Consider the following 26588-nt stretch of genomic DNA (forward strand, 5'->3'; position numbering starts at 1 on the left):
GCAGCCCAAGAGGGCGGGCGGGCGGCCGGTGGAGGCTGGTCCGCGAGGAGGCGGGGATGAAGCATCGCAAGATCGGCAACGTGATGAGCGACGATGTCGTCCGGGTCGGGCACGGGGCCTCGTCCGAGGAGGTCGGCGCGCTGCTCGAACGGCACCGGATCGGTGGGCTGCCCGTGGTGGACGAGGACGACAAGGTCGTCGGCGTCATCACCGGCACGGATCTGGCCGCCCGGGCGGACGGTGCGGTGTCATCGGGGGATCTGATGTCGCGGCCCGCCGTCACCGTGCGCCCGCAGGACACCATCGTCGACGCCGCCCGCTCCATGGCGCGCCACCGCGTGGAGCGGCTGCCCGTCGTCGACGAGGAGGACCGGCTGATCGGCATCGTCACCCGCCGCGATCTGCTCCGGATCTTCCTCCGCCCGGACGACGAGATCCGCGCGGAGGTCATCGACGAGGTGCTGGTGCGATCGCTGTGGCTCCGGCCGCACTCCGTCACCGTGACCGTCACCGACGGCATCGTACGGCTGGAGGGGGAACTGGACCGGCACAGCGAGGTCCCGATCGCGGTGCGGATGGCCGGGCAGGTGGACGGGGTGGTGGCGGTCGTGGACCGGCTCACCTACCGCGTGGACGACTCGCGCCCGGCCGCCCCCTCGGGCGGTACGCCCGGAGGGGGTGCGCCATGACCGGCCCCGTACGGCCGACCCGGAACGGCGGCCGGGTCGTGGTCGGCCTGGACGGCTCCGACAGCGCCTGGCACGCCCTGGACCGGGCGGTCGGCGAGGCGCGGCGGCGCGGCGCCACGCTGGAGATCGTGCACGCCTGGCCCTGGGCGCGGACCGATCCGCTCGCCTTCGACGCGGACGCCGAACCGCAGCGGCCCCCCGTCGAGGTCGCCCGGACCGTACTGCGGCTGGCCATGGCCCGGGCCGCCGAACAGGACCCGGAGCTGCGGATCGTCCCCACCCTCACCCCGCAGGACGCGGTGCCCGAACTGCTGCGGATCGGCGGACGCGCCTCGCTCATCGTCATCGGCACCCGGGGGCTCGGCGGCTTCACCGGGCTGCTGCTGGGCTCGGTCGGACTGCGGCTGGCCGCCCACACCCACCGCCCGCTGCTGGTGGTACGCGGCGACGCACCGGCGCCCGCGTACGGGCCCGAGGGCCACCGCAAGGTGCTGGTCGGGGTGGAGAGCGGCGCGGACGAGGCGGCGGCCCGCTACGGGTTCGAGGACGCGATACGGCGCGGTGCGCGGCTGCGCGTGCTGTACGCCTGGGCCCGCCCCCGCCTCTTCGCGGGCGACCACGCGCTGCCCTCGCGGGAGGCCGTGGCCCTGCGGGCGGAGCGGGAGCAGGAGGTGACGTATCGCGTGGTGGCCCAGTTGCGCGAGGAGTTCGGGCAGGTGCGGGTCCAGGAACACACGGCGCACAGCGCCCCGGCCCAGGCCCTGGTGGAGGCGTCGCGCGCGGCGGACGTCCTGGTGCTGGCCGTCCAGCGGCGGACGACCCGCCTGGGCATGCAGCTGGGCCCGGTCACCCACGCGGTCCTCCACCACGCACACTGCCCGGTGGTCCTGGTCCCGGTGGGCTAGCCCAGCCCCGCCACGCCCGGCGTCCGCTCCGGCCCGCCCCCGGCCGAGCCCGGCAAGCGTGCGCCCACCGACTCCCGACCTCGCCGAGTCCGCCGGAACCCAGGACCGGACGCCGATCCGGCCGGTCCAGCGAGGGCCCGGAGGCCAACCCCCGGCCCCGCCGGACCCGGAAACCGTCACGGGCCAACCACCCGAAGGGCCCGGGCCTCAGACGCTCACTCCGGCCGGGCCCCGCGGGGCCCGGGACCGACTCCCGGCTTCGCCGCGCCCGGCGGGGGCGGGGGCCTGCCCCCGGTATAGGGAAGGGGCAGGGTAGGGGAGCAACCGCCCCGAGCGCCCGACGCGCGGAGCCGAGGCGCAGCCCGGAACGGCCCCGGGGCAGCCCCGGAACGACGTGCGGGCGCGGGCCCGGGGCCGGGCGCAGCCCCGAAGCGCAAGGCCGAGGCTCGGGCCCGGCGGGGCCTAGGGGACCGAACGCCGAACCGGCTGGTCCGGCGAGGGCCCGAGAGCGCCCCACGGACAGGCGTCCAGCCCGGCCGCGTCCGGCGGGGGTCCGGGGGCGTGCCCCCGGTCTCGGGAAGGGGCGGGGTGGGGGAACAGCCGCCCCAGGGGCCCGAGGCGCAGGCCGAACGGGGCCCCGGGGGCAGCCCCGGAACACCGTTCGGGCGCGGGTCCGGGCCGGGGCCCAGCCCCGAAGCGCGGGGCTCGGGCGTCGGCGCCGTGGCGGGGGTGGGCCGGATGACCTGGGCGGGGGCCGGTTGGCCCTAGGCGGCGGGTACCCCCGGCGTGGTCGCCTGGAAGCGGCACCGGGGGCATTCAACAGACGCGGAGAAGCGGACCGGTCAAGCACCACGCACCGGGTACCGCGCACCGCGCAATCCGGGCCCACGAGAAGCGGGCGGCCCCCGGCGCCGCCTGCCCCGTACGCGGCGGAGCACCGCACGCGGCGGCACGCATCGCACGCCCCGCACGAGAGGAAGCGGCCATGAAAGCACTCGTCTTCCAGGGGCCCGGGCTGTTCTCCTGGCAGGACGTGCCCGACCCCGGCATCGAGGACGCCACCGACGCCATCGTCCGCGTCGACACGGTCACCATCTGCGGCACCGATCTGCACATCCTCAAGGGCGAGGTGCCGGACGTCCGGGCCGGGACGGTCCTCGGCCACGAGGCCGTCGGCGAGGTGGTCGAGACCGGCGACGAGGTGCGCGGCGTACGGCCCGGGGACCGGGTGCTGGTGTCGTGCATCTCGGCGTGCGGCCACTGCCGGTTCTGCCGGGAGCGGGCGTACGGGCAGTGCCGTGGCGGCGGGGGCTGGATCCTGGGGCGTTCGGTGCACGGCACGCAGGCCGAGTACGTCCGGGTGCCGTTCGCCGATCTGTCGACGCATCCGCTGCCCGCCGCGGCCGACGCGCAGTACGCGGTGCTGCTGGCGGACGTCTTCCCCACCGCCTACGAGGTGGGCGTGCTCAACGGCCGGGTCTCGCCCGGCGACACGGTGGCGGTGGTCGGCGCGGGCCCGGTCGGGCTGGCCGCGATCGCCACTGCCGAGTACTTCTCCCCCGGCCGGATCATCGCCGTCGACCTCACCCCCTTCCGGCTCGACGCGGCCAAGCAGGTCGGCGCCGACGCGGTGGCCGACGCCGCCGAGGAACCCGAGCGGCTGATCGACGACCTCACCGAGGGGCTGGGCGCCGATGTGGTGATCGAGGCCGTGGGGACGCCGCGGAGCTTCGAGGTCTGCACCCGCATGGTGCGACCGGGCGGACGGATCGCCAACGTCGGCGTGCACGCCCGGCCCGCGACGCTGCACCTCGAAGAGCTGTGGAAGAAGAACATCACGATCACCACAGGGCTGGTCGACACGTACTCCACGCCCACGCTGCTGTCCATGCTGGCCGCCGGACGGCTGCCCGCGTCCTCGCTGATCACCCACCTGTTCGAACTCGACCAGATGGAGGAGGCGTACGACGTGTTCGCCCGGTCCGCCGACACCGGCGCGCTCAAGGTCGCGATCGGCGGGCACCATCCGCCCCTGGTCACCCGAGGGAAGTGAACGCGATGTCCGAGACATCCAGGACGGCTCAGGCGGACACCCGGCCCATCGGCGGCGGAGGCGACCTCGGTCGGCGGGTGGCGCTGCGGCGCGAACAGCTCGGCCTCTCCCGGGCTGACCTGGCCGCGCGGGCGGGCACCTCGCCGGCCTATGTGCGCTACGTCGAGGAGTACCCCGCCGATCCGGGCGCCGGAGCCCTGCTGCGGCTGGCCTCGGCGCTGGAAACCAGCACGGCCGAACTGCGCGGCGGCACCGCCATGTCGCCGCCCGGCCGCGGCCGGGCCGCGCACCACGCCGATCTGCTGGAGCTGAGCCCGTGGGAGTGCCGGGAGCTGCTCGCCACGCACGGCGTGGGACGGGTCTCGGTCTCCACCGCGCCGGGCCCGGCGATCGTGCCCGTCAACTACAGCGTCGTGGACGACGCCGTGGTGTTCCGGACCGCACCCGACGCCACACCGGCGGCCGCGGCGGGCGCCGAGGTGGCCTTCGAGGTGGACCACATCGACGAGGCGCTCAGCGAGGGCTGGAGCGTGCTCGTCGTGGGCCGCGCCCGGCGGGTCACCGACCCGGCGGCGGTACGGCGGCTGGACGACGCGGCGTACACCCCGCCGTGGCCGGGCGGCGGCCGCGATCTGTGGCTGCGCATCGAGCCCGAACGCATCACCGGCCGCCGGATCCGGGCGCGCGGCGAGCCGGGCTGACTGGACGCCGACAGGAGGATCCCGTGTCCCGGACCGCGCACATCGTGAGCGATGTGATGACCCATACCGTCGTCGCCGTCGGCCGCGAGGCACCGTTCAAGGAGATCGTCAGGACGCTGGAGCAGTGGAAGGTGAGCGCCCTGCCGGTGCTGGCGGGCGAGGGCCGGGTCATCGGTGTGGTGTCGGAGGCGGATCTGCTGCCCAAGGAGGAGTTCCGGAACAGCGATCCGGCGCGGCTGGCCCAGCTACGCGACCTCCCCGGCATCGCCAAGGCGGGCGCGGTGAGCGCCGATGAGCTGATGACGAGCCCGGCCATCACGGTGCACGCGAACGCGACGCTCGCCGAGGCGGCCCGGATCATGACCCACAAGCGGGTCAAGCGGCTTCCGGTGGTCGACGACGAGGGGCGGCTGGAGGGCATCGTCAGCCGCGCCGATCTGCTGAAGGTGTTCCTGCGGCCGGACGAGGAGATCGAGGAGGAGGCGCGCCGCGAGGTGGTGGCCCATCTCTTCCCGGCCCCGGGGCAGGCGGTCGAGGTGCGCGTGAGCGAGGGCGTGGTCACCCTCACCGGGCATGTCCGGGACGCCGTGCTGATCCCGGCCGCGGCCCGGCTGATCCGTGCGATCGAGGGCGTCGTGGACTTCGACAACCAGCTGACCACCGTCCATCTGACGGGCCCACCGGCCTGAGATCACCAGCCGTAGCGGGGTGGCTCAGCCGTAGCGGGGCGGCTCAGGTGTGGCGGGGTGGCTCAGGTGTGTGACTCAGGTGTGGCGGCGGGTCCAGCGGGGGCCGACCTCGGCCCACGCCCGCTCCCACTCACGCTCCCGGCCGCGGTCCAGCCGCCACCGCACCACCCCACGGCCCGCCAGCGACACCAGGCACACCCCCGCCGTCGCCGACGCACCGGCCAGCGTGGCCCGGGTCGCCGCCTGCCGCTCGGTGGGCGGGTCGGAGACGAGACGGCCGCGCTCATCGGTCCAGACCGTGGTGGCCGTACCGGCGCGCTTGCCCTCGTCGACCCGCGCCATGCCGGTGTGCACGACGCCGTCGGGTGCGGTCCACCGCACCTCGGCGCGCACCCGGGCGGTATCCGTGCCGTCGGCGGCGGGCAGCGCGGCGGGGGCGTTCTCCATCAGCACCGCGGGCACCCGGTGCCGGTCCGCGCGCTCCTGCCGCAGGTCGTCGGCCACGGCGTCGCCGGTCGCGACCCCCGCCGCCGGGCCGCCGACCACCATCACCAGGCCGGTCACCAGGACCACCCAGGCTTCCACCACGTCCGAGCGGCGTTTGAGGGGATTGCGCCGCCATCGCCACAACCACCGCCCCCGCACGTTCGTGCCCATGATTCAGACCGTGGCACGCGCGCGGTGAGGATACGAGGGCCGTGCAGCCCTCTCCGTCGGGGGCCTTTCGGTCCCGTCGCGGCCGCGCGGGGGCCCGTTCGGCCCTGGTGTGCACGTGGTGGATGCGCCACGCTCGTCTACCGGGGGCCGGGTGGACGGACGAGCGGGACCGACGAGCGGACCGACGAGCGGGATCGACGAGCGGAACGAGCGGAACGAGCGGTGCGAGGGCGCCATGAGCGAGACCTGGGCCGGGACACGGGTGACACCCCCTGCGCCCATCAGGGTGTTCCTGCTCGACGACCACGAGGTGGTACGGCGCGGGCTGCACGATCTGCTGGACGCCGAGCCGGACATCGAGGTCGTCGGCGACGCGGGAACGGTGGACCACGCGCTGGCCCGGGGCCCGGCGCTGCGGCCCGACGTGGCCATCCTGGACGTCCGGCTGCCGGACGGGGACGGCATCACGGTCTGCCGTGAACTGCGCTCCCGGATGCCGGGGCTGGCCTGCCTGATGCTCACCTCGTTCGACGACGACGATGCGCTGCTGGACGCGATCATGGCCGGGGCCGCGGGCTATGTGCTCAAGCAGATCAAGGGGTCCGACCTGGTGTCCGCCGTACGGACCGTCGCGTCCGGCCAGTCGATGCTGGACCCGGCCACCACCGCCCGGCTGATGAGGACCCTGCGCGGCGACGACGCCCCGCAGGAGCCCCGGGACGAGGCGCTGGCCGGGCTGTCGCCGCGCGAGCGGGAAATCCTGGCGCTGATCGGCGAGGGGCTGACCAACCGGCAGATCGGCAAGCGGCTCTTCCTGTCCGAGAAGACGGTCAAGAACCACATCTCGCGGCTGCTGGCCAAGCTGGGCGTGGAGCGCCGTATCCAGGCCGCCGTCCTGGCCAGCCACACGTCCCCGGCGGAGGGTCCCGACGCCCGTCCGGCCCCGCCCCGCTGACCCCGGTGACCGCCCCGCCCGGCGAGGAGAAGACCATGGAGCCCGCAGTACTGGACGCGGCGACGCTGGAGAAGCTGATCTCCGCCGCCGTCGCCGCTCCGTCGATGCTCCACGCCCAGCCATGGCGGTACCGGCTGAACCCGGACACCGTCACCCTGGAGGTCCGGGCCGCGCCGGAGCGCGGTCTGCGGCAGGCCGACCCCATGGGGCGGGCGCTGTGCGTCTCCGCCGGGGCCGCCGTGTGCAATCTGCGCGTGGCCGTGGCCCACTTCGGCTGGGAGCCGGTGGTGCGGCTGCTGCCGCACCGCTCCCAGCCGGACCTGCTGGCCACCGTGGGGCTGGCCGTGTCCCCGCCCGGCGGTGCCGCCCCGCACCCCAACGGCCTGTACGACATGATCTGGCGGCGGCCCGGCAGCCGGTTCCCGTTCCCGGGCCGGTGGCTGCCGCCGACGGAGCTGGGCGTGTTCGCCGAGGCCGCACGCGGGGACGGGGCGACGCTGTACCCGGCGGGCCCCGAGGAGACCGCGCGGCTGCTGCAACTGACCGCGGAGGCCGAGCGGCGCACCGCCGAGGACCACCGTGAACGCGCGGCGAGCGGTGGCCGGGTGCGCGAGAGCGGCCCGTACGGCATCGCCACGAGCACCCCCGCGGACACCCCCACCGGCACCCCCGCGCGCACATCCACCGGCACGCCTGCGGACACCCCCACCGGCACGCCCGTGGCCGCGCTCGGCCCCCGGGACACCGCCGGGCGGCTGCCGCCGCGTGAGCACCGCGCCGCGCCGGTGGACGGCCGCCCGCCGACCGCGATGCTGGAGAGCCGGCCGACGATCGCCGTGCTCACCACCGCCCATGACCGGCGTGCCGACTGGCTGCGGGCCGGTCAGGCGCTGGAACACGTCCTGCTGCTGGCGACGGCGCACGGCATCCGGGCCTCGCTGCTGCACCAGGCGCTGGAGTGGTCCGATCTGCGCTGGGCGCTGAGCGACGGGCGGCGCGCACCCGGCCATGTGCAGATGCTGATCCGGCTGGGGCCGGGCGTCAGCGGTGCGGAAGCGGGCGTCAGCGGTCCGGAAGCGGAACGGCCCACACCAGCCGGGTGCCACCGTCCGCGGGCGCGGTGAGCTCCAGCCGCCCGGCCAGCTTCTCGGCGCGCTCCGCGAGGTTGCGCAGCCCGCTGCGGCGGCCGCCGTCCGGCATGCCGACGCCGTCGTCCGTCACGGTCAGGGTCAGCCATCCGCCGTCAGCCATCCGCCGTGCACGGGCACGTTGGACAGCGCCTCGGCGAGCACCGCGACCATGTCGTCCGCGACCGGCCGCGGCACATCGGTGTCGACCAGTCCCTCGGTGCGCAGCGCGGGGGTGAAGCCGAGCGCGGGCACCGCCTCCTCGATCGTCTTGGCGGTACGGACCCGCAGCCCCTGTACCGCGGGGCCCGCCTCGTGGGAGCGCAGCCCGAAGATCGTGGAGCGGATGATCTTGATGGTGTCGTCGAGGTCGTCCACCACCCGCAGCAGCCGTTCGGAGCCCTCCGGGTGCTGGACGAAGCGCAGGGTGCTCTGGAGCGTCATCCCGGCCGCGAACAGCCGCTGAATCGCCAGGTCGTGCAGATCGCGGGCGATCCGGTCGCGGTCCTCCAGCAGGGCGAGCTGTTCGGCGTCGCGCCGCCGCTCGGCCAGCTTCATGGCGATGGCCGCCTGGCCCGCGAAGCCGAGCAGGGTGTCCGTCTCGATCTGGGTGAAGGCGGGGCTGCGTTCCGTACGGGCGAGGGAGAGGACGCCGCCGACCCCGTCGCTGGTGCGCATCGGGACCGCGACGGCCGGGCCGAGGCCGTTCCAGCGCTGGGGGCCGACCGTGATCCGGGGGTCGTTCGCCACATCGGTGCTGGTGACCGGCTCGGACGCGGTGAAGGCGGCACCGGCGAACGTGCCCTCGCGGGGCAGCACCAGGCCGCGGTGCGCCTCGGCGTCGGTGCCGGACGCCAGCGCGACCTGGAGGGAGTCGGATCCGGTGACGGGCAGCATCAGCACGCCCAGGTCGGCGGAGAGGATCCGGCGGGCGTGGTCGACGATCAGCTCCAGCACTCCGGTCTCGTCCACGCCGGACAGCAGGTTGTTGGTGACCTCGGCGTTCGCCTCCAGCCAGTGCTGGCGGTGCCGGGCCTCCTCGTACAGCCGGGCGTTCTCGATGGCGACCCCGGCGGCCACGGCGAGGGTGGACAGCACCGTCTCGTCCTCGCCGTCGAACTCCTTCCCGCCGCGCTTCTCGGTGAGGTAGAGGTTCCCGAACACCTCGTCCCGCACCCGGATGGGCACGCCCAGGAAGGAGTGCATCGGCGGATGGCCGGGCGGGAAGCCGTACGAGGCGGGGTGCTCGGACAGCTCGGCCAGCCGCAGCGGCTCGGGGTGGCGGATCAGCTCGCCCAGGATGCCGTGACCGGCCGGCAGCGAACCGATCGCCGCGCTCTGCTCCGGGCCGACCCCCACCGGCAGGAACTCGGCCAGCCCCTGATCGTCGCCGATCACGCCCAGCGCGCCGTACTCGGCGTCCACCAGCACCACAGCGGCCTCGACGATCCGCCGCAGCACCTGGCGCAGATCCAGCTCGCGGCCGACCGAGAGGACCGCTTCCAGCAGGCTGTGCAGCCGGTCCTGGGTGCCGCGCACCGCGTCGATGCGCACCTGTAGCTCCTCCAGCAGCTCGTCCAGGCGCAGCCGGGGCAGGTACTCGGAACTCCTCACGTGCTCCATGCCCACCACCGTGTTTTCCGTCAGCGTGTCCCGGCCGGCCCGTCGAGCAGTTCGCCGAGCCGGTCGAGGAAGATCTGCTGCTTCGCGATGATCTTCGTACGGGCCCGGCCGAGGTCCAGCCAGGCGACCCGGTCGACCTCGGGGAACTCCCGCGTCCGCCCGGACCCGCGCGGCCATTCCATGGCGAACGTGCCGGGTGTGATCCGCTCCGGGTCGAGGTCGCCCGCCAGGGCCCAGACGGTGACCAGCTTGCCGCCGGTCTGCCGTACGGTGCCCAGCGGAAGGAGGTCGCCCGCGGGCGGCGGCAGCCCCAGCTCCTCCTGGAACTCGCGCCGCGCGGCGGCCTCGGGAAGCTCGTCCCCCTCGTACTCCCCCTTGGGCACGGACCACGCGTGCTCGTCCTTGGCGGCCCAGAACGGCCCGCCCATGTGGCCGAGCAGAACCTCCGTGGCCGGACCCGTCCCGCGGTACAGCAGGATCCCGGCGCTGCACTTTCCCGTCACAGTGCCAGTGTGCGCCGGAACGCGCGCACTGCCGCGTTCAGCCGCCGGGGCGGCGCGGTCAGCCCTTCAGGGCGTAGCCGAGGTAGGTGACGCGCGGCCGGGCGCCCGGGGCCAGTACGAAACCCGCCAGCGGCGGGATCTGCTCGTCGGTGATCCTGCCGCGGCGACGGGCGACGGTGGCCCGGACGAGGCCGCGCGGGTCCCGGGGCCGGAAGTCGCAGATGTCCTCGTTGCGCAGGCCGTGCCGGTCGAGGGCGGCGGCCAGTTCGGCGGGGGTGCGCAGCCGGGCCGCGCTGTAGCGGCGGGCGGGCATGATCCGGGTGAGCGGGAGGCGCTGGAAGGCGCCGAGGTAGACGAGCCGGGACAGCGGGGTGCGGTTGACGGTGTCGTAGGCGAGGACGCCGCCGGGGCGCAGCAGCCGGGCGGCCTCCGCCAGCACCCGGTCGGGATCGGGGGTGATCTCGAAGGTGTCCGCGTAGTAGGCGAGGTCGAACGCGGCGTCCGCGAGGCCCGGTTCCTCGGCGGGCGCGGTCCGGTAGGCGACGGCGGGGTGGTCGTGCGGGTGCGTCTGGCGGGCGATGCGGGTGGCGGCGGCGGACGGGTCGACGGCGGTGACGTCGAAGCCGAGCCCGGCCAGCCCGCGCGCGAGCAGCCCGCGGCCGCTGCCCACGACCAGAGCACGGCAGCCGTCCGGGGTGCGGCCGAGGGCCGCGAGGGTGCCGCGGACGTACGCCATGCGGCACTCCTGGAAGGCGACGGCCCTGATCTGGCGGCCGTCGACGGCGTCGGGCGCGTCTGCGTCCAGCTCGATGCGCGGGGCGGCGGCCATGCTCTTCTCCCTCATCCCGGTGGTGGGTTCCCTGGGGGAACTTAACACCCTGGGTTCCCCGAGGGAACTCGGATAGGGTCGGGGCATGACCCGTACTCCGCTCGCCGATGTGGCCTGCTCGATCGCCCGCGCCACCGATCTGTTCGGCGACGCGTGGACCGCGCTGATCATGCGGGACGTGCTGACCGGGGTCGGCCGGTTCGACGATCTCGCCCATGACCTCGGCATCTCGCGCAAGGTGCTGGCGGCCCGGCTGGCCCGGCTGGTCGAGGAGGGCGTCCTGAGCAAGGAGCGCTACCAGGAGCGGCCGCCGCGCGAGCACTACCGGGCGACCGAGAAGGGCGAGGAGCTGTACCCGGTGCTGCTGGCGCTGATGCGGTGGGGCGACCGCTGGTGCGCCGGTACGGACGGGGCACCGGCCCGCGTCCACCACCTGACCTGCGGCCGGGACACCACCCCCGTCACCGCGTGCGCGCACTGCGGCGACCCGCTGACCGTGCACAACACCACCCAGCTGCCGGGCCCCGGCGGACGCACCGGCCCCGGCACGCGGGTCCTGGGCCCGCTGCTCGCCTCCCGCGAACCGGAGTGACGATTCGCGCGGGGCGGCCCCGGGCACTCGGCGGGGGACGCCGGGTAACCCGATCCCGAGGAGCGCCGATCATGCGCTACGAAGAACTGACAGGCCAGGTGCAGGCCCGGGCGCAGCTTCCCGACCGGCAGGCCGCCGAGCGGACCGTGCGCGCGACGCTCGAAACGCTCGCCGAGCGGATTCCGGGCGGTCTTGCCGACCATCTGGCGGCGCAGCTGCCCGCGGGGGCCGCCGAGCCGATACGCCGGGTCATCGCCTCCCACGAGGGCTCTCCGGAGCAGCGGGCGCACCACCGTGACCACGGTGAGCGGTTCGGCCTCACCGGCTTCGCGGGCCGGATCGCCTGGCGCATCGAGAGCACCGAGGAGGAGGCGATCCGGGAGGCGATGGCCTTCTTCGAGGTACTGGACTCGGCCGTGGACCCGGAGCTGATGGAGAAGGTGTACGGCGCGCTGCCGCACGACATCCGGGGGCTGCTGCCCGAGGCCCGGGCCGTCCAGTCCGGAGAAGCGGGGACCGGGAACGCGGAGGCCGGAGAGGCGGAGGGCCGCGGCGGCGCGGGCGGCTGAGCGGGGGGCGACGCACCGGCGGCCGCGGAGGTCAGGGCCTCCGCGGCCGCCGGCGGTTCGACTCCGGCCGGGAGCTGGCCGGGGCTGCCGCTCCGCCGTGTACAAACGGGGAGAGACACCGCGGAGCGGCAGCGAACCGAGTCTCGGGAGGACCCGGATGAGCCGCGGAGGCGTGGGATTCCCCGGCGGCTCACGGGCGGGTACGGAGCGCGCCCGCACCGGGTTCACCGTTTGTCCGATCGTGAGCATCGGGCGGAGGCGCTAGGGATCCCCCCTAGTTCCGGGGACCGCCGCCCGCCGATGGATTGCCCCCGCCCGGCCTCCTTGTCAGGCTGTCCCCATGCCCACCACCTCCCTGTCCGAGCTGGTCGAAGAGCTGCTCGACGGCTGCCGTCCGCTCCCCATCGTCTCCGCCGGTCTCCCCGTCCTGCGGCAAGCGGCCCTCCCCTACGACGGCCAGCTGCCCGACGGTCAGTTGGACCGGCTGCTGCTGGCGATGCGCGAGACGATGCACAACGCACCCGGGGTGGGGCTGGCCGCTCCGCAGATCGGCGTGCCGCTGCGGCTCGCGGTGATCGAGGACCCGGCCGAGGTGGCGGCCGAGGTGCGCGAGGCGCGCGGCCGGGTGCCGCAGCCGTACCGGGTGCTGGTGAATCCGTCGTACGAACCGGTCGGCGACGCCCGGGCGGCGTTCTTCGAGGGGTGCCTGAGCGTCCCCGGCTGGCAGGCCGTGGTCAGCAGGCCGGAGCGGATCCGGCTGCGCGGGCAGGACGAGACGGGGCGTGAGCTGGACGAGGAGTTCACCGGATGGCCCGCCCGGATCGTCCAGCACGAGACGGACCATCTGGACGGGGTGCTCTATCTGGATCTGGCCGAAACCCGCTCCCTCTCGTCCGCGCAGGCCGTCGCCGACCACTGGTCGCAGCCGACCCCGACCGCCGCGGCCCGGGCGCTCGGCTTCCCGCTCCCCGGGGATCACGGGCCCCAGGGACCGCACGGCGCCCTATAACACCTCGCCGTTCGACCTGCGGCATGTTTTCGTCATCGGCTGGCAGTCGTCGAATCACCACGCGGACACTGTGCCGTTCGGAGCCGGAGCAAGGGTGGTGTCGTCACCGCTCCTGACGGTCCCCTGAACGGAGAACAGGAATGTCCGTGCTCACGACGTCCCCGGCTGCGGCCTCCACGAGCTCGTACGTCACCTCCATCGCCCATACCGAGGAGCAGATCCACGCCGCGCAGCGGTTGCGCCACCAGGTGTTCGGCGAAGAACGGGGAGGGGTGCTGACCTCGCCCTTCCCGGGCCGCGACGTGGACGAGTTCGACGACGTCATGGACCACCTCATCGTCACGGACACCGCGACGGACACCGTGGTCGGCACCTACCGGCTGCTGCCCCCGGGGCGCAGCGAGCGGCTCTACTCCGACACCGAGTTCGATCTGCGGGGGCTTCCCGAGGACGTGCGCTCCTCGATGGTCGAGGCGGGCCGGGCCTGTGTGCACGCCGATCACCGCTCCGGCGCGGTCATCAACCTGATGTGGGCCGGTCTCGCCCGCTACGTCCTGCTCTCCGGCCACCGCTACCTCGCGGGCTGCGCCTCGGTCCCGCTCGGCGACGGCGAGCAGGCCGCGTCGAACGCCTGGCTGCTGGGGACCACCAAGCACGCCGCCCCGCCCGAACTGCGGGTCCACCCGCTCGACCCGTGGGTCCCGACGCAGACGCTGGACGCCCGGCCCAGCTACGCCGAACTGCCGCCGCTGCTCCGCGGCTATCTGCGGGTCGGAGCCTGGATGTGCGGCTCCCCGCAGCACGACCGGAGCTTCAACGACGCCGACTTCTTCGTCCTGCTGGACACGGAGCGGATGAACGACCGCTACCGCCGCTACTTCCTCGGCGAGTCCCGGTGACCGTGCCGGTGAGCGTCAACGCGAACCTCCCCGCGCACGCGTGGGCGGCCTGGTCGCCGTGCTCCCCCAGCTGTGTGTCACACGCCGCGGACCGGCTGCCCGCCCCCCGGATCGCCCGCCGTTACGCGGCGTTCAGCCGGGCGATCATGAGCGCGCTGCTCCGGGGAGAGCGCATCGGCGACCCGGAAGCGCTGCGCTCGACCGCCGCGGCGATGCTGGACGCGCTGGACATCCGGCTGGAGGTGGCGGGCGACCGCACGCTCGGCGCACCGGGCGGCACCGGCACCCTGGTGGTGGCGAACCACATCTCCTGGCTCGACATCATCGCGCTGCTCGCCGTCGAGCCGGTGGTCATGCTGGCCAAGCGGGAGGTGGGCACCTGGCCGGTGGTCGGCCCGCTGACGAAACGGGCGGGCACGATGTTCATCGACCGCGGCTCCCTGCGCCAACTGCCCGGCAGCGTACGGGAGATGGCCGAGCGGCTGCGTTCCGGCCAGTCGGTGATGGTCTTCCCGCAGGGCGTCACCTGGTGCGCCGGGACGGGCGGCAGCTTCCGGCGGGCCACCTTCCAGGCGGCCCTCGACGCGGGCGCCCCGGTGCGGCCGGTGTCGCTGGACTACGTCCAGCACGGCGCCCCGACCACGGTGGCCGCCTTCGTCGGCGAGGACGACTTCGGCACCTCGCTGCGCCGGGTGGTCAGCGCCACCGGCCTCACGGTACGGGTGCACACGCACCCGCCACTGCTGCCCGCGCGCGGAACCGACGACCGGCGCACCCTGGCCGCCCGGGCACAGGCGACGGTGTGCGGTGCGCAGCCGTCGGCTCACGGCTGACGGCTCACGGCTCACGGCTCACGGCTGACAACTGGCATGCGACAAGTAACAGATGACAGATGACGTACGGTGTCCGCCGCACTCCGGACACCGTACGTCCCGGGCGCTAGTTCCGCTCCGCGCCGTCGCCGCCCTCGCCGCCGGTGGCGGGGTCGGTGTGCGGGATCCGCCCGGCCGGGATCACGCCGAGGCGTCCGCTCTGGAAGTCCTCGACCGCCTGGGCGATCTCGGCCTTGGTGTTCATCACGAACGGCCCGTAGTGCGCGACGGGCTCGCGGATCGGCCGTCCGCCAAGGATCAGCACGTCGAGGTTGGGGGTGCGGCTGTCCGGGCGCTCGGTGGCGGCGACGCTCAGGGAGCCGCCCTGGCCGAAGACGGCCAGCTCGTGCGCGTCCAGCGGGCGCTGTTCGGCGCCGACCGTGCCGCGCCCGGACAGGGAGTAGACGAGCGCGTTGAAGTCGGGGCTCCAGGGCAGGTCGAGCCGGGCGCCCGGGCCGAGGGTGGCGTGGATCATGGTGATCGGGGTGAAGGTGCCGCCCGGCCCCCGGTGTCCGGCCACCTCTCCGGCGATGACGCGCACCAGCGCCCCGCCGTCCGGCGAGGAGAGCAGCGCGGCCTGCGGGCCCTCGATGGACTGGTACTGCGGCGGGTTCCACTTGTTGGCGCGGGGCAGGTTCACCCACAGCTGGATGCCGTGGAAGAGGCCGCCGGAGACCACCAGGTGCTCCGGGGGCGTCTCGATGTGCAGGATGCCGCCACCGGCGGTCATCCACTGGGTGGCGCCGTCGGCGATCAGCCCTCCGCCGCCGTTGGAGTCCTGGTGCTCCATCTGGCCGTCGATGATGTACGTGACGGTCTCGAAGCCGCGGTGCGGGTGCCATGGGGTGCCCTTGGGCTCGCCCGGGGCGTACTCCACCTCGCCCATCTGATCCATGTGGATGAACGGGTCGAGATCGCGCAGCGAGGCCCCGGCGAAGGCCCGGTGGACCGGGAAGCCCTCCCCCTCGAAGCCCCGCGGGGCGCCGGTCACCGAGCGGACCGGGCGCGGCGGGGCGGTCTGCGGGTCGGGCGCGGGGACGCGGGGCAGCTGCACGGTGCTCTCGACGGTCACGGCGGGCATGACGCTCTCCTCCCTGCGGGTGCTCAGCGGTCGGTCGGCCACCGATGTCTGGTTGAACGCTAAACCATCTCGGTGCATTCCCGCACACCACGCCGCAGCGCGCCACGCCGCCGCGTCCCCCGTAACGCGTCAGGCCGCGCTCTTCACGGACTGCGACCGGATCAGCCCGTCCGCCAGCGGCTCGCCGCCCTTGCGGGCCTTCCCGGTGCGCAGGTAGTAGATCACCCCGGCCACGACCAGGCCGAAGACCCAGGAGAACGGGGCGACGTCCTTGAACGCCTTCGCCAGGGCGAGGACCGCGGCGACGGCCGCCGCGGGAACGAAGGCGATGATCGCCTCCGGGTTGAAGCCCTTGCGGTAGTGGTACTCCCCCGCCTCGTCGGCGGAGAAGAGCGCATCGATGTCGATGTGCCCGCGCCGCACGAAGTAGTAGTCGACGAGCAGGATCGCGACCAGCGGGCCGAGGAAGGCGCCGAGGGCGCCCAGGAAGTACTGGATGACGACGGGGTTGGAGTAGAGCTTCCACGGCATGACGACGACCGCGAGGACCGCCGTGAGCATGCCGCCGCGCTTGAAGTTCAGGTATTTGGGGGCGAGGTTGGCGAAGTCGTACGCGGGGGACACGAAGTTGGCGACGACGTTGATGCCCACCGTGGCGATGACGAAGGAGATCGCACCGACGATCGTGACCACCGGGTTGTCGATCTTCGCGATGACCTGCACCGGGTCGGAGATCGCCTCCCCGAAGACGGAGATGGTGCCCGCCGTCATCAGCACCGAGACGAGGGCGAAGGCGGTGAAGTTCACCGGCAGCCCCAGCAGATTGCCCCGCCGGTAGGAGCGGTGGTCGGGGGTGAAGCGGGCGAAGTCGGCGTAGTTCAGCACCAGGGTGAGGAAGGTGGCCACGGTCAGGCTGACCGCGATCAGGCTCTGGTGCAGCTGCTCGCCTCCGCTGAGGCCGGTGAGGCTCGCGGTGAGCGAGATGTCGCCGCCCGCCTTGACCACCAGCCAGACGGCGAGCACGAGCATGACCAGCCAGACGACCGGGCCGGTCGCGAAGTCCTGCACCTTGCGGATGAACTCCATGCCGCGCGTGAGCAGCACCGCCTGGAGCGCCCACATCAGGAGGAAGGCGATCCAGCCGAGCGTGGAGAGGCCGAGGAAGGAGTTGTGGTCGTACGCGGCGAGGCCGGGGGCGACCTGGACGCCCAGCAGCACGACGGCCTCGGAGGCCAGCCAGGTCTGGATGCCGTACCAGGCGACGGCCATCACCGCCCGTATCAGCGCCGGGATGTTGGCCCCGTACACGCCCCAGCTCGCGCGGGCCAGGACCGGGAAGGGGACGCCGGTGCGATGGCCCGCGTGGCCCATGCGGTTCATGAACCAGTGGACGATGGTGATGCCCACCAGAAGGGAGAGGAAGACCTCCCAGGTGGGCAGGCCGAGGACGAAGAGACTGGCGGCGAAGGCGTAGTTGCTGATCGCGTGGGTGTCGGACATCCACAGGGCGAAGATGCTGTACGTGCCCCACTTGCGCTCTGCCGCGGGTGCGAGGTCTTCGTTGTAGAGGCGGGGGTCGGGCTGGGCGGGTCCTGGCATCGGTGAGGTCATCAGGCGCTCCGGGGGACGAGCGGTAGTTCTTCTCAGGCGGTTCACGTAGGGCGGTTCACCGAGGGTGGTGTGCCGCGATTTCGGGGACGTTGCGGATCCGGGTCGGGAGGATCACCCCGGCGCCGTCCTCCTCACACGCTCCGGGAAACCGGAAACTACTTTCCGTAGTACGGAAGCCGTTTTTTTGATGGCCAGAACATACCCGCTGGAAGTCAGGTGTCAATGGGTGCGGCGCCCTGAACAACCGCTTCCGCTCGTCCGTACCCCTGGGCGTGAGGTACGCAGCGGTGTGCGCACGCCCCGGCCCAACCAGAACGAGAGGGAGCCTGATGGAAGCTTCACCCCACCCGGTCAGAACGCGGCGCCGCCCCGGTCGGCGCATCGCTCCGGTGCTGGCGGTGGCGAGCGTGCTGCTGGCCGCCGGGTGCGGCGACGGCGGCGGTTCGGCGGACGCCAGGACGGGTGGTAAGGGCGGCAAAGGTGCGACGGCGGGGCCGGGCGGCGAGGCGAGCGCCGCGCCCAAGCCCGCGCGGGTGGAACAACTGGCGAAGTCCGCGGGCTGCAAGCCGGACTTCACCACCGAGGTGGACGACTACCGGCAGGCGGTCTGCCGCAACTCCAAAGGGAAATTCCTCTTCCTCGACTTCATCAGCATGAAGGCGCAGCGCGACTGGCTGGAGACCGCGCAGATGTACGGCGGCGTCTATCTGGTCGGCAACCGCTGGGCGCTGTCGTCGTCGCCGACGAAGAACATGAAGGCGTTCCGGAGCGAGTTCGGCGGCACCATCGAGGAGAACGGCGCGTTCGGCTCCTCACCGGGCGCGGCGTCTTCACCGGGCACCGCGTCCTCGCCGGGTGCGGGCTGATCCGCCCGCACCCGGCCCGCAGAGGGACCGCTCACACGGCGGCGAGGGCCCTGAGCGTCGCCGCCTCCCGCGGCAGCAGCCGCTCGTCGTCCCCGGGGACGAACTCCAGCAACACGTCCAGGGGCGCGGCGCCCTCCGTGCTCAGCCGCTCGAACGCGCGGCGCCACAGCGGGGCGCGCGCGGTCAGCGGCAGCCGGGTGGTGCCGGGCCACCAGGAGAAGGCGTGGACGGCGGCGACCCGGCCACCGAGCACATCGAGCCCGGTCAGCGCCTCCGCGTCGGGCAGGTCGACCGGCGGCTGCCAATAGGTGCGCACCTCGGCGCGGTCCACCTCGTCGAGCAGCCGGAGGGTGTGCGCGGCGCCGTCGGTGAGCGTGTTGCGGTGGAACTCGTAGGCGAGTTCCACGCCCGCGTCCGCCGCGAGCGCCGCGGCGCGCCGGGTGTCCTCGACCACCGCCCGGCGCCGTTCGGGCGGTGTCGCGTCGGTGCCCGTGACGCCCGCCCAGATCCGGACCCGGGGCGCTCCGAGGGCCACGGCCGAGCGCAGCACGGCGTCGAACTCCCCCGGGTCGGTGTGCCCGGCGCGGTAGTACGAACCGTACGAGGCGACGGCGAGCCCCGCGTCCAGGGTGGCCGCGCGCACCGCCCGGGCGACGGTCTCCTCGCCCGGGGGCACATGGACGTCGCCACCCCATTCGACGCACTCCAGGCCCGCACCGGCCACGGCGGAGATCACCGCGGCCGGGTCGAGGTGGCGAAGGGTGACCGAGCAGATGCCCAGCCGGCTCACGCGGTCTCCTCCCTCACGGTGGGGACGGTGTGCGCGCCCCCGTCGCCGAAGTCCACGACGGTGCGGGTGCCGTCGGACCAGCGCACGGTGACGGTGTATCCGCTGACGTCGACCGCGACGAGCCCGGTGAGCGGGGCCGGTCCGGGGTCGCCGGTGAGCGAGGCGAGCGCGGCGAAGAGGGTGCCGGACGGGTCCTCGCCGACGGTGCCGGTCAGTTCGGGGACCAGGGCCCAGGTGCCGTACGCGGTGCCCCGGGGCGCCCGTACCGTACGGGAGGTGTCCCAGCCGTGCAGGCCGAGGAGCTGGCCGGTGACCTCCGCCCCGGCGAGCGACACTTCGGGTGCCCCGTCGGTCGCGCCGGTCTCGGTGGCCGTGCCCGGGGGCAGCGCGATGGCCCAGCCGGTGTGGTGGACCGCGGTCCCGGCGGGGATGTTCACGGTGCGGTGGACCCGCAGTTCGAGCCTGCCGCGCACCAGGGTCAGGCTGTCCAGGCGCGCCGCGGGCAGGACGGGGCCGCCGGGCGGGAAGAGCGGGGTGTGGGAGGAGGCCAGCCAGCCGGGGCCCGCGGCGAGCGGCTGGATGCGCAGCCGGTCGCTGCGTACGCCGCGCATCTGGAGCGCGATGTGGTTGTCGGGTGTGTTGTCGGCGCTGGTGGGGCCGGTGCGAGTGGAGTAGGCGAGCCGCCCGTAGAGAGGTTCGGCCGGTGGCCGCTCCGCCTCCCAGGGGCGCACCTTGCAGCTGCCGTGGTTGTGCAGCCGCACCAGGCCGTCGCTCGCGGTGGTCTGGACGAGCAGCCCGGGGGCGGGCAGCGCGAGCGCCCGGTCGGGCCCTTCGGCCGGGGCGGCCTCCTCGGGGGCTGTCCATACGGGGTGGTCGGCCGGGAGCAGCAGGCCGAGGAAGCCCTTCGACGCCCAGTAGGGCGAGGCGGGTCCGGAGTAGCGCTGCACGGTCGGGGCGTGCGGCCCGTACCAGCCGAGGCCGAGGATGCCGTCCGCGCTGAGGGCGCCGCGGTCGAGGAAGTGGCGGAGTGCGCCGCTGAGGAGGCGGCGGGTGGTGCCGGGTGCGAGCGGGGTGTGGCCGGTGAGCGCGCCGAGCGCCACGGCGGCTCCGGCGGCGAAGCGGTAGGTGAGGGAGCGTCCGTGGTGGATGGGCGCGCCGTTCGCGTCGAAGAGCAGGGCGAAGCCGTCGAGGAATTCTTCGAGGCGGGGGCCGAGGCGGTCCAGGAGGGCGCGGTCCTCGGCGAGATAGGCGTGCAGCAGCGGATACATGTGCAGCGCCCAGCCGTTGTAGTGGTCGAAGGCGCGCCCGTCGCCGTCGGAGTACCAGCCCTGCCCCTGGTACCAGCCGTCCAGCAGCCCGAGGGGGCGGTCGATGGCGCGGGCCGTTTCGGCGTCGCCGCGTCCGACGGATTCGAGGAAACCGGCGACCGTGAGCTGGAAGAGGTACCAGTTGTTGGGCGCGGGCGCGTGGCGCAGCGCGCCGCGCAGCCACTCCTCGGTGCGGTCCCGGGCGTCGGGGGTCAGCGCGTCCCAGGTCCATGGCGCGGTCAGGCGCAGCCCGAGCGCGATGGAGGCGGACTCCACCATGGGCTGCCCCTGCACCCCGTGGTGTCCGATGAGCGGCCAGGACTCGGCGTCGTCCCGCCCGGGGGTGCGGGTACCGTGGTCGATCCCCTCGGTGTAACGCTCCAGGAAGCCGTGCGGGTCCTTGCCGTAGGCACCGGCGCTGCGGAGCGCGGCGAGCAGGAAGGTGCGGGCGAACCCTTCGAGCCCGTCGGAGCGGACACCGGACTGGGACGGCGGCCCCGGCAGGTCGAGCAGCGCGTGGTGGGGGGTGGCGAAGCGGAGCGCGGCCCGCAGCAGCCCGTCGGCGGCGGCTTCCCAGTGGGCGCGGGTGTATCCGGTGTGCGGGCTGAGGTCGCGGTCGTCTTCGGGGAGGTCGAGTACGAACATGTGGGGGTGGGTCTCCTTGTCCGGGGCGGCCGTGCAGCGGGGTGGTTACGCGGAGCGGTCCAGCCGTTCGTGGAGGACGGGATGTGCGAAGTCCCGTCCGGCCACGTAGTTTTCGACCTCGCCGATCGCGAGATCGGCCAGCCGCCGCAGCTCACCGCTCTTCGATCCGGCGATGTGCGGGGTGAGGAGCACGTTGTCGCAGGTGTACAGCGGCGACTCGGCCGGGAGGACCTCCGGCACGGTGACGTCGAGGACGGCGTGGAGGCGTCCCGCCACCACCTCGTCGGTCAGCGCCGCCTGGTCCAGCACCGCCCCCCGCGCGGTGTTGATCAGGGTGGCGCCGTCCGGCATGGCGGCCAGCAGCTCCCGGTTGACCAGGCCGCGGGTGGCGGGCAGCAGGGGGGTGTGCACGCTGACGATGTCGCTGGTCGCGAACAGCTCCCGCAGCCCCACCTGCCGTACGCCCAGCTCCCGGGCGTCCTGCGCCGTGACGTACGGGTCGTACAGCTGGACGTCGAGGTCGTACGGCTCCAGCAGCGCGATCACCCGGCGGCCGATTTCCGAGGCGCTGAGGATGCCGACCGTTCTGCGGTAGTTGCCCGCGTCCGGGTAGCGGCCGCTCCAGTCGATGGTGCGCCGTTCGGTGCGGTAGTCGCGGGCCATGGCGAGGACGCGCTTGTTGGAGAGCAGGATCATGGCGAGGGTGTATTCGGCGACGGGTACGGCGTTGGCCGCGGCCGCCGAGGAGACCGCGATGCCGCGCTCCCAGCAGGCGTCGGTGATGTGGTGGCGTACCGTCCCGGCGGTGTGGACGACGGCGCGGAGCCGGGGCGCGGCGTCCAGGGCACGGTGGTCCAGTGGCGGGCAGCCCCAGCCGGTGACGAGGAGTTCGGTGTCGGCGAGGGCGCGGCGCGCGGCGGGGGTGGTGAAGTCGTCGAGGACGAGCTGCGGATCGAGGTCGAGGAGTGCGGTGAGCCGGTCCAGCGCGCCGGAGCCGAGCACCTGGCGGGCGGTGCGCGCCGCCATGGCCAGGGCGGCGCGCGGCCGGGGACGGGACGGCGGCTGCGATGCGATCACTTGACACTCCCTGCGGTCAGTCCGGACTTCCAGTAGCGCTGGAGCATCACGAACGCGACGATCAGCGGTACGACGGCGAGCAGCGAGCCGATGACCACCAGCGGGTAGTACTCGGGCGACACGGTGGCGGAGCTGTTCCAGGTGTAGAGGCCGAGGCTGAGCGGATACAGATGCTGGTCGGAGAGCATCACCATGGGAAGGAAGAAGTTGTTCCAGATGGCCGTGAGCTGGAACAGGAAGACGGTGACAAAGCCGGGGCCGAGCATGCGCAGGCTGACGCGCACATAGGTCTGGAGTTCACCCGCACCGTCGACCCGGGACGCCTCCAGCACCTCGTTCGGTACGTAGCCGCTGCTGAGCAGGCGGGCGAGGTAGACGCCGAACGGGTTGAAGAGGACGGGGATGAAGACCGCCCAGAAGGTGTTCACCATGCCGATGCCGGAGGCCACCAGGTAGAGCGGCAGGGCGAGGACGGTGGGCGGCACCATGACGCCGGTGAGGACGAGGGCGAACAGCTTCTCCTTGTGCCGGAACTCGTACTTGTCGAACGCGTAGCCCGCGGCGACGCTGATCAGCGAGCCGGTCAGGGCGCCGACGACCGCGTACAGCAGGCTGTTGACGTACCACTCGCCGTACAGCCCGCCGTCCATGGAGAACAGGTCGGAGAGGTTGCTCGCGAAGGAGAAGTCGCCGAAGGAGAGGATGTCGCTGCCGAAGAGCGCGTCGGCGTTCTTGGTGGACGCCAGCAGCAGCCACAGGGCGGGCAGCATGGTGTAGAGCGCCGCGATCAGGACGACGGCGTTGGCCACGCCGCGGCTGGTCAGCCGGGACCGGAGGCCGGATCCGGGGGTGGTGCGCAGGGTGCTGTTCGGGGTGGTGGTGGTCATCGCGCGCTCCGTTCCCGGCGGCCCGACCATCTCGTCACGGCGTACGACAGGGCGCAGGTGACGATCAGGAGGATGACCGAGGCCGCGGAGGCGAGTCCGTAGTTGTTGCGGCGGAAGGCCGCGTCGTAGATGTACATGTTCGGGGTGAAGCGGGAGTTGACCATCGGGGTGGCCTGGTTCATCAGCATGGGCTCGGTGAACAGCTGGAGCGCGCCGATCAGGGAGAACATGCACACCATCACCAGGGAGCCGCGGATGATGGGTACCTTGACCTGGAGCGCGGTGCGGATGCCACCGGCGCCGTCGATGGTCGCGGCCTCGATCACCTCGCGCGGCAGCGCCTGGAGCGCGGCGTAGAAGATGATCATGTTGTAGCCGAGTCCGCTCCACAGGGCGATGTTGACGATCGACGGGAGCACGGTGTGCAGGCCGAGGAAGTCGATGGTGATGTCGGCCTGGGCGAAGACCTTGATGATCGGGCTGAGCCCGGGGGTGTAGAGGTACAGCCAGAGGACGGCCGCGATGATGCCGGGCACGGCGTGCGGCAAGTAGAGCAGCATCTGCGCGGTACGCCGCAGCCGGACCAGGCCCGAGTCCAGCAGCAGGGCGATCGCGAGGGCGCTGACGACCACGAGCGGAACGAAGATCACGCAGTACAGGGCGATGGTGCCGAACCCGGTGAGGAAGCTCGGGTCCTGGAGCACCGCGAGATAGCTGCGCAGTCCGGTGAAGACGGTACGCCCGCCGCCGAAGCCGAGCCCCTCATGGTCCTCGCCGAAGAAGCTGAGGTAGATGGCGTACCCGACGGGGACCAGGAACACGGCGACGAGCAGTGCCGTGAAGGGGGTCAGCAGCACGGCGGCGGCGATCCGCTGCTGGCGCCGGCCGGTTCTGGAGGGCGATTCGGCGGCGGCCGCCGGTGGCGGTGCCGTCGGTTTCGGGGAGATGACGGTACTCACGGGATACCTCGGCTCACGGTGAAAGAGGAAGCCGGCTCGGCGAGACGCGGCGGAGGTGACGGGGGCTCAGCGGGTGGTGACCGACAGGCCGAGGCTCTTCAGGTCGGGCATCGTCCGGCTCTGGGCATCGCGCAGGGCTTCCAGGACGCTGCCGCTCCCGGCACCGGCCTTGGCGAGCCCGTCGTCACCGGAGGTGGTCGTCGACACCATCCGCGGTCCCCACTTCCAGGTGGGGGCGATCAGCTTGGCCTGCTCACCGAAGAGGCCGAAGATGTCCTGGCCGGAGAAGTAGCTGGTGTCCATCTCCTTGCGGGCCACCGGGAGCAGGCCGGGCACGGACGGGAAGGCGCTGCTGACACCGCTGGAGAGCTTGGCGCGCAGGGCGGCGGGGCTGGTGACCATCCAGGAGATGAACTCCATGGCCTCCTTGGGATGGTTGCTGTCCTTGGTGACCATGAAGGTCGAGCCGCCCTGGGTGCTCACCTTCGGCTTGGCCGCGTCCCACTGCGGCACCGGCGCGATGGCCCACTTGCCCTTGCCGTCGGGGGTGGACGCCATCATCGAGCCCGCCGCCCAGGCGCCCGCCAGATAACCGGCCGTCTCACCGCTGCGCAGATGGGCCCGCCACTGCTGGCTCGACCCGGGCTCCACGCGCACCAGGTCGTCGTCCTTCAGGCGCTGCCAGTAGGCGGCGACCTTGCGGGTGGGGGCGTCGTCCATGGACACGCGCCAGGTGTCGCCGGAGGTGTCGTACCACTGGCCCCCGGCCTGCCAGGCGTACGCGGCCATGTAGAGGGTGCCGCCGGTGGTGAAGAGGCTGGCGATCCGGGAACGGGGCGCGGCCTTCTTCAGCTTGCGGGCCGAACTCTCGAACTCCGCCCAGGTCTTGGGGACCGGGATGTGGTTCTTGGCGAAGATGTCCTTGCGGTACAGGAAGACCATCGGCTCGATGTCCACCGGTACGGCGTAGGTGCGCCCGTCGAAGGTGGTGAGGTCCAGCGCCTGCGGCAGGATCTTGCGGCGCACCGAGTCGGGCAGCAGCTCGCTGATGTCCCGGGGCACCCCGTCGATCGTGAAGCCGGGCAGCTGGGGGTATTCGATCGTGGCCACATCGGGGGCGTTGCCCGCGCGTGCGGCGTTGCTGAGCTTGGCCCAGCCGCCCTGTTCCCCCGACGGGACCTGCGCGAAGTCGACCTTGATGTTGGTGTGGGTGCGGTTGAACTCGTCCACCACCTCCTGGCTGCCGCGCAGCGCGGACCAGAAGGTGAGGCGGACGGGGCCGTCCTTGGCGGTGTCCGCTCCGCCGCCGCCTGAGCAGCCGGTCAGCAGGAGGGCGAGCAGTGTGAGCAGTGCCGTTGTTCCGGCTGTCGCCCGGCGTCCGGTAGCCGGGCGTCCTGGGCGTCTGTGACCAGGCATGGACCCTCCCCTGTTCGCGGTGGAGCGGTGGAGTCAGGGGGAATCCTGATCGCTTGACGGAAATACCGTCAATACATCGAACAGAAGAAACCAAAGCGGTCAAACGATCAGACGCTGGGATCAGGTGAGCGGGGCCGTCGAATCCCGGGCCACCAGACCGGGCAGCAGCTCCAGGTGGCGGGCGGCCCCCGGCCACCGGCCCTCCCTGGCGTGGTCGAGCTGCCGGAGCAGCAGCCCGAGGGCGGCCCGGCCGACCTCCGCCTTCGGCGGGGCCACGGCCGTCAGCGCGATCTGGCCCATGTCGGCCACCACATCGTTGTACGCGACCACCGAACAGTCCCGCGGCACCTCGACACCGGCCTCCCGCAGCCGCTGGACCAGCACCAGCGCGTCCATGTCGCTGTGGATCAGCGTCGCGGTGGCCCCGGTCCCGCGCAGCGTCTCCGCCAGGTCGACCGCCCGCGGATCGGCGGCGCGCGGGTCGGGGCCCGCGGTGCGCGAGCTGAGGATGGCCGTACAGCCCTCGCCGATGCCCCGCGCCGCGGTCTGCTCGGCGAACTCCGACCGGATCACCCGGGCGGTCGGGCTGTCGTCGCGCGCGGCCAGCACGATGCGCCGGTGGCCGAGGGAGATCAGATGGCCCAGCGCCAGATGCACCCCGTACGCGTGGTCCGAGCGCACACAGTCCAGCTCGTACAGGGAGCTGCCGCGCTCGGGGCGGCGCTCCAGCAGCACCACGGGGACGTCCAGGGCGCGCAGCCAGGAGTGATCCCGCGCCGCCTCGGCCGCGGTGCGCCAGTGCGGCGAGAGCAGCAGCCCGCGCGCGCCCGCCTCCAGCGCCGAGCGCACCGCGGTGCGCTCGGCGTCGGGCTCGTCGGCCGCGATGTGCAGCGCGAGCCGCAGCCCCGCCTTCTCGGCGGCCTCCCGGGCCGCCTGCACGGCCTCGGTCAGATAGGTGTTGCGCTCCGGGATCACCATGCCGACGGTGTCGCCGGTCCCGGTGGCGGTGGACTCCGCGGCCATCGGCTGGAGCGAGCGGGCCACCCCGTGACCACGGCGCACCTCGCCGCGGCGGGCCAGCTCCTCGACGTCCCGCCGTACGGTGACGACGGAAACCCCCAGCTCATCCGCGAGATCGGTGATCCGCGCGATGCCCCGGGACTCCACCAGGTCCGTGATCCGCGCCTGCCGCTTCCGCGCCGACTCCCGCATGTCCTACCGCCCGTCTCGCCGGACGCGTACGGCCGGACTGAGCGTCGACGCGATCGGCTTTCGTT

General features: G+C 73.2%; 25 protein-coding genes and 1 pseudogene. 13 read left to right on the plus strand and 13 right to left on the minus strand.

Annotation, left to right across the window (positions count from 1 at the left end):
* Window positions 1–56: 56 nt before the first annotated feature.
* From HYQ63_RS04105 to HYQ63_RS04125, 5 genes are all read left to right on the plus strand, one after another.
* A complete protein-coding gene (locus HYQ63_RS04105; protein WP_179932557.1) occupies window positions 57–689 on the plus strand; it encodes a CBS domain-containing protein in 633 nt (210 codons plus the stop codon).
* On the plus strand, window positions 686–1594 hold the full coding sequence (locus HYQ63_RS04110; protein ID WP_179932558.1) for a universal stress protein: 909 nt from the start codon (window positions 686–688) through the stop codon (window positions 1592–1594). Before HYQ63_RS04105 ends, HYQ63_RS04110 begins: the two co-directional genes overlap by 4 nt.
* Window positions 1595–2579: 985 nt before the next feature.
* Window positions 2580–3647 carry an alcohol dehydrogenase catalytic domain-containing protein gene (locus HYQ63_RS04115; RefSeq protein WP_179932559.1) on the plus strand — a complete coding sequence of 356 codons (1068 nt, stop codon included), beginning with the start codon at window positions 2580–2582 and terminating at the stop codon, window positions 3645–3647.
* A gap of 5 nt (window positions 3648–3652) precedes the next feature.
* Window positions 3653–4348 (plus strand): pyridoxamine 5'-phosphate oxidase family protein, encoded by a 696-nt coding sequence (locus tag HYQ63_RS04120; protein WP_179932560.1) that lies wholly within the window; start codon window positions 3653–3655, stop codon window positions 4346–4348.
* A gap of 23 nt (window positions 4349–4371) precedes the next feature.
* The gene (locus HYQ63_RS04125) at window positions 4372–5037 is read left to right on the plus strand and encodes a CBS domain-containing protein (RefSeq protein ID WP_179932561.1); all 666 of its coding nucleotides are present in this window, start codon (window positions 4372–4374) and stop codon (window positions 5035–5037) included.
* A gap of 75 nt (window positions 5038–5112) precedes the next feature.
* On the opposite strand, the gene HYQ63_RS04130 is transcribed toward HYQ63_RS04125, so the two are convergent.
* The gene (locus HYQ63_RS04130) at window positions 5113–5694 is read right to left on the minus strand and encodes a hypothetical protein (protein ID WP_179932562.1); all 582 of its coding nucleotides are present in this window, start codon (window positions 5692–5694) and stop codon (window positions 5113–5115) included.
* A 235-nt stretch (window positions 5695–5929) separates the two neighbouring features.
* On the opposite strand from HYQ63_RS04130, the gene HYQ63_RS04135 reads away from it, so the two are divergent.
* Window positions 5930–6649 (plus strand): response regulator transcription factor, encoded by a 720-nt coding sequence (locus HYQ63_RS04135; protein WP_179939728.1) that lies wholly within the window; start codon window positions 5930–5932, stop codon window positions 6647–6649.
* A 35-nt stretch (window positions 6650–6684) separates the two neighbouring features.
* A complete protein-coding gene (locus HYQ63_RS04140; protein ID WP_179932563.1) occupies window positions 6685–7773 on the plus strand; it encodes a hypothetical protein in 1089 nt (362 codons plus the stop codon).
* Here HYQ63_RS04140 and HYQ63_RS04145 read toward each other — a convergent pair.
* From HYQ63_RS04145 to HYQ63_RS04155, 3 genes and pseudogenes are all read right to left on the minus strand, one after another.
* Window positions 7712–9399 (minus strand): annotated as a pseudogene (locus HYQ63_RS04145) (GAF domain-containing protein). The gene HYQ63_RS04140 and the pseudogene HYQ63_RS04145 overlap by 62 nt on opposite strands.
* A gap of 20 nt (window positions 9400–9419) precedes the next feature.
* Window positions 9420–9902 carry an NUDIX domain-containing protein gene (locus HYQ63_RS04150; RefSeq protein ID WP_179932564.1) on the minus strand — a complete coding sequence of 161 codons (483 nt, stop codon included), beginning with the start codon at window positions 9900–9902 and terminating at the stop codon, window positions 9420–9422.
* Between the two features lie 58 nt (window positions 9903–9960).
* Complete coding sequence (locus HYQ63_RS04155; protein ID WP_179932565.1) at window positions 9961–10731, minus strand: methyltransferase domain-containing protein; 771 nt, start codon at window positions 10729–10731, stop codon at window positions 9961–9963.
* Window positions 10732–10816: 85 nt separating this feature from the next.
* Between HYQ63_RS04155 and HYQ63_RS04160 the strand changes: the two genes are divergently transcribed.
* The 5 genes from HYQ63_RS04160 to HYQ63_RS04180 all read left to right on the plus strand — a co-directional run bounded on the left by HYQ63_RS04160 (window position 10817) and on the right by HYQ63_RS04180 (window position 14633).
* The gene (locus tag HYQ63_RS04160) at window positions 10817–11323 is read left to right on the plus strand and encodes a helix-turn-helix domain-containing protein (protein WP_179932566.1); all 507 of its coding nucleotides are present in this window, start codon (window positions 10817–10819) and stop codon (window positions 11321–11323) included.
* 71 nt (window positions 11324–11394) lie between these two features.
* Entirely contained in the window at window positions 11395–11892 is a 498-nt protein-coding gene (locus HYQ63_RS04165; RefSeq protein ID WP_179932567.1) for a DUF2267 domain-containing protein, read from the plus strand.
* A gap of 340 nt (window positions 11893–12232) precedes the next feature.
* Entirely contained in the window at window positions 12233–12901 is a 669-nt protein-coding gene (gene def / locus HYQ63_RS04170; protein ID WP_179932568.1) for a peptide deformylase, read from the plus strand.
* A gap of 140 nt (window positions 12902–13041) precedes the next feature.
* The gene (locus HYQ63_RS04175; RefSeq protein ID WP_179932569.1) at window positions 13042–13800 is read left to right on the plus strand and encodes a GNAT family N-acetyltransferase; all 759 of its coding nucleotides are present in this window, start codon (window positions 13042–13044) and stop codon (window positions 13798–13800) included.
* A complete protein-coding gene (locus tag HYQ63_RS04180; RefSeq protein ID WP_257231593.1) occupies window positions 13797–14633 on the plus strand; it encodes a 1-acyl-sn-glycerol-3-phosphate acyltransferase in 837 nt (278 codons plus the stop codon). Before HYQ63_RS04175 ends, HYQ63_RS04180 begins: the two co-directional genes overlap by 4 nt.
* 106 nt (window positions 14634–14739) lie before the next feature.
* Here HYQ63_RS04180 and HYQ63_RS04185 read toward each other — a convergent pair whose 3' ends face one another.
* On the minus strand, window positions 14740–15753 hold the full coding sequence (locus tag HYQ63_RS04185; RefSeq protein WP_179932570.1) for a pirin family protein: 1014 nt from the start codon (window positions 15751–15753) through the stop codon (window positions 14740–14742).
* 129 nt (window positions 15754–15882) lie between these two features.
* On the minus strand, window positions 15883–17364 hold the full coding sequence (locus HYQ63_RS04190; protein WP_179932571.1) for an NCS1 family nucleobase:cation symporter-1: 1482 nt from the start codon (window positions 17362–17364) through the stop codon (window positions 15883–15885).
* Window positions 17365–17693: 329 nt separating this feature from the next.
* Here HYQ63_RS04190 and HYQ63_RS04195 point away from each other — a divergent pair, with 329 nt between their 5' ends.
* The gene (locus tag HYQ63_RS04195) at window positions 17694–18230 is read left to right on the plus strand and encodes a hypothetical protein (RefSeq protein WP_179932572.1); all 537 of its coding nucleotides are present in this window, start codon (window positions 17694–17696) and stop codon (window positions 18228–18230) included.
* A 31-nt stretch (window positions 18231–18261) separates the two neighbouring features.
* Here the strand turns inward: HYQ63_RS04195 and HYQ63_RS04200 are convergent, their stop codons facing one another.
* The 7 genes from HYQ63_RS04200 to HYQ63_RS04230 form a co-directional block, all read right to left on the minus strand.
* Window positions 18262–19020, minus strand: coding sequence for a sugar phosphate isomerase/epimerase (locus HYQ63_RS04200; protein ID WP_179932573.1), 759 nt, complete (start codon window positions 19018–19020; stop codon window positions 18262–18264).
* Window positions 19017–20972, minus strand: coding sequence for a DUF2264 domain-containing protein (locus tag HYQ63_RS04205; protein WP_179932574.1), 1956 nt, complete (start codon window positions 20970–20972; stop codon window positions 19017–19019). The genes HYQ63_RS04200 and HYQ63_RS04205 overlap by 4 nt, the downstream gene beginning before the upstream one ends.
* Window positions 20973–21017: 45 nt before the next feature.
* Window positions 21018–21998, minus strand: coding sequence for a hydroxyacid dehydrogenase (locus tag HYQ63_RS04210; RefSeq protein WP_179939732.1), 981 nt, complete (start codon window positions 21996–21998; stop codon window positions 21018–21020).
* Window positions 21999–22045: 47 nt separating this feature from the next.
* Window positions 22046–22936: a carbohydrate ABC transporter permease gene (locus HYQ63_RS04215; RefSeq protein WP_179932575.1), complete on the minus strand. Its 891-nt coding sequence runs from the start codon at window positions 22934–22936 to the stop codon at window positions 22046–22048.
* On the minus strand, window positions 22933–23895 hold the full coding sequence (locus HYQ63_RS04220; RefSeq protein WP_179932576.1) for a carbohydrate ABC transporter permease: 963 nt from the start codon (window positions 23893–23895) through the stop codon (window positions 22933–22935). Before HYQ63_RS04220 ends, HYQ63_RS04215 begins: the two co-directional genes overlap by 4 nt.
* A gap of 66 nt (window positions 23896–23961) precedes the next feature.
* Window positions 23962–25311 (minus strand): ABC transporter substrate-binding protein, encoded by a 1350-nt coding sequence (locus HYQ63_RS04225; protein ID WP_179932577.1) that lies wholly within the window; start codon window positions 25309–25311, stop codon window positions 23962–23964.
* A gap of 120 nt (window positions 25312–25431) precedes the next feature.
* A complete protein-coding gene (locus HYQ63_RS04230) occupies window positions 25432–26523 on the minus strand; it encodes a LacI family DNA-binding transcriptional regulator (protein ID WP_179932578.1) in 1092 nt (363 codons plus the stop codon).
* Between the last annotated feature and the right edge of the window lie 65 nt (window positions 26524–26588).

The organism is Streptomyces sp. Rer75 (assembly GCF_013414305.1).
In the GTDB taxonomy this organism is placed as follows: Bacteria; Actinomycetota; Actinomycetes; order Streptomycetales; family Streptomycetaceae; genus Streptomyces; species Streptomyces himastatinicus.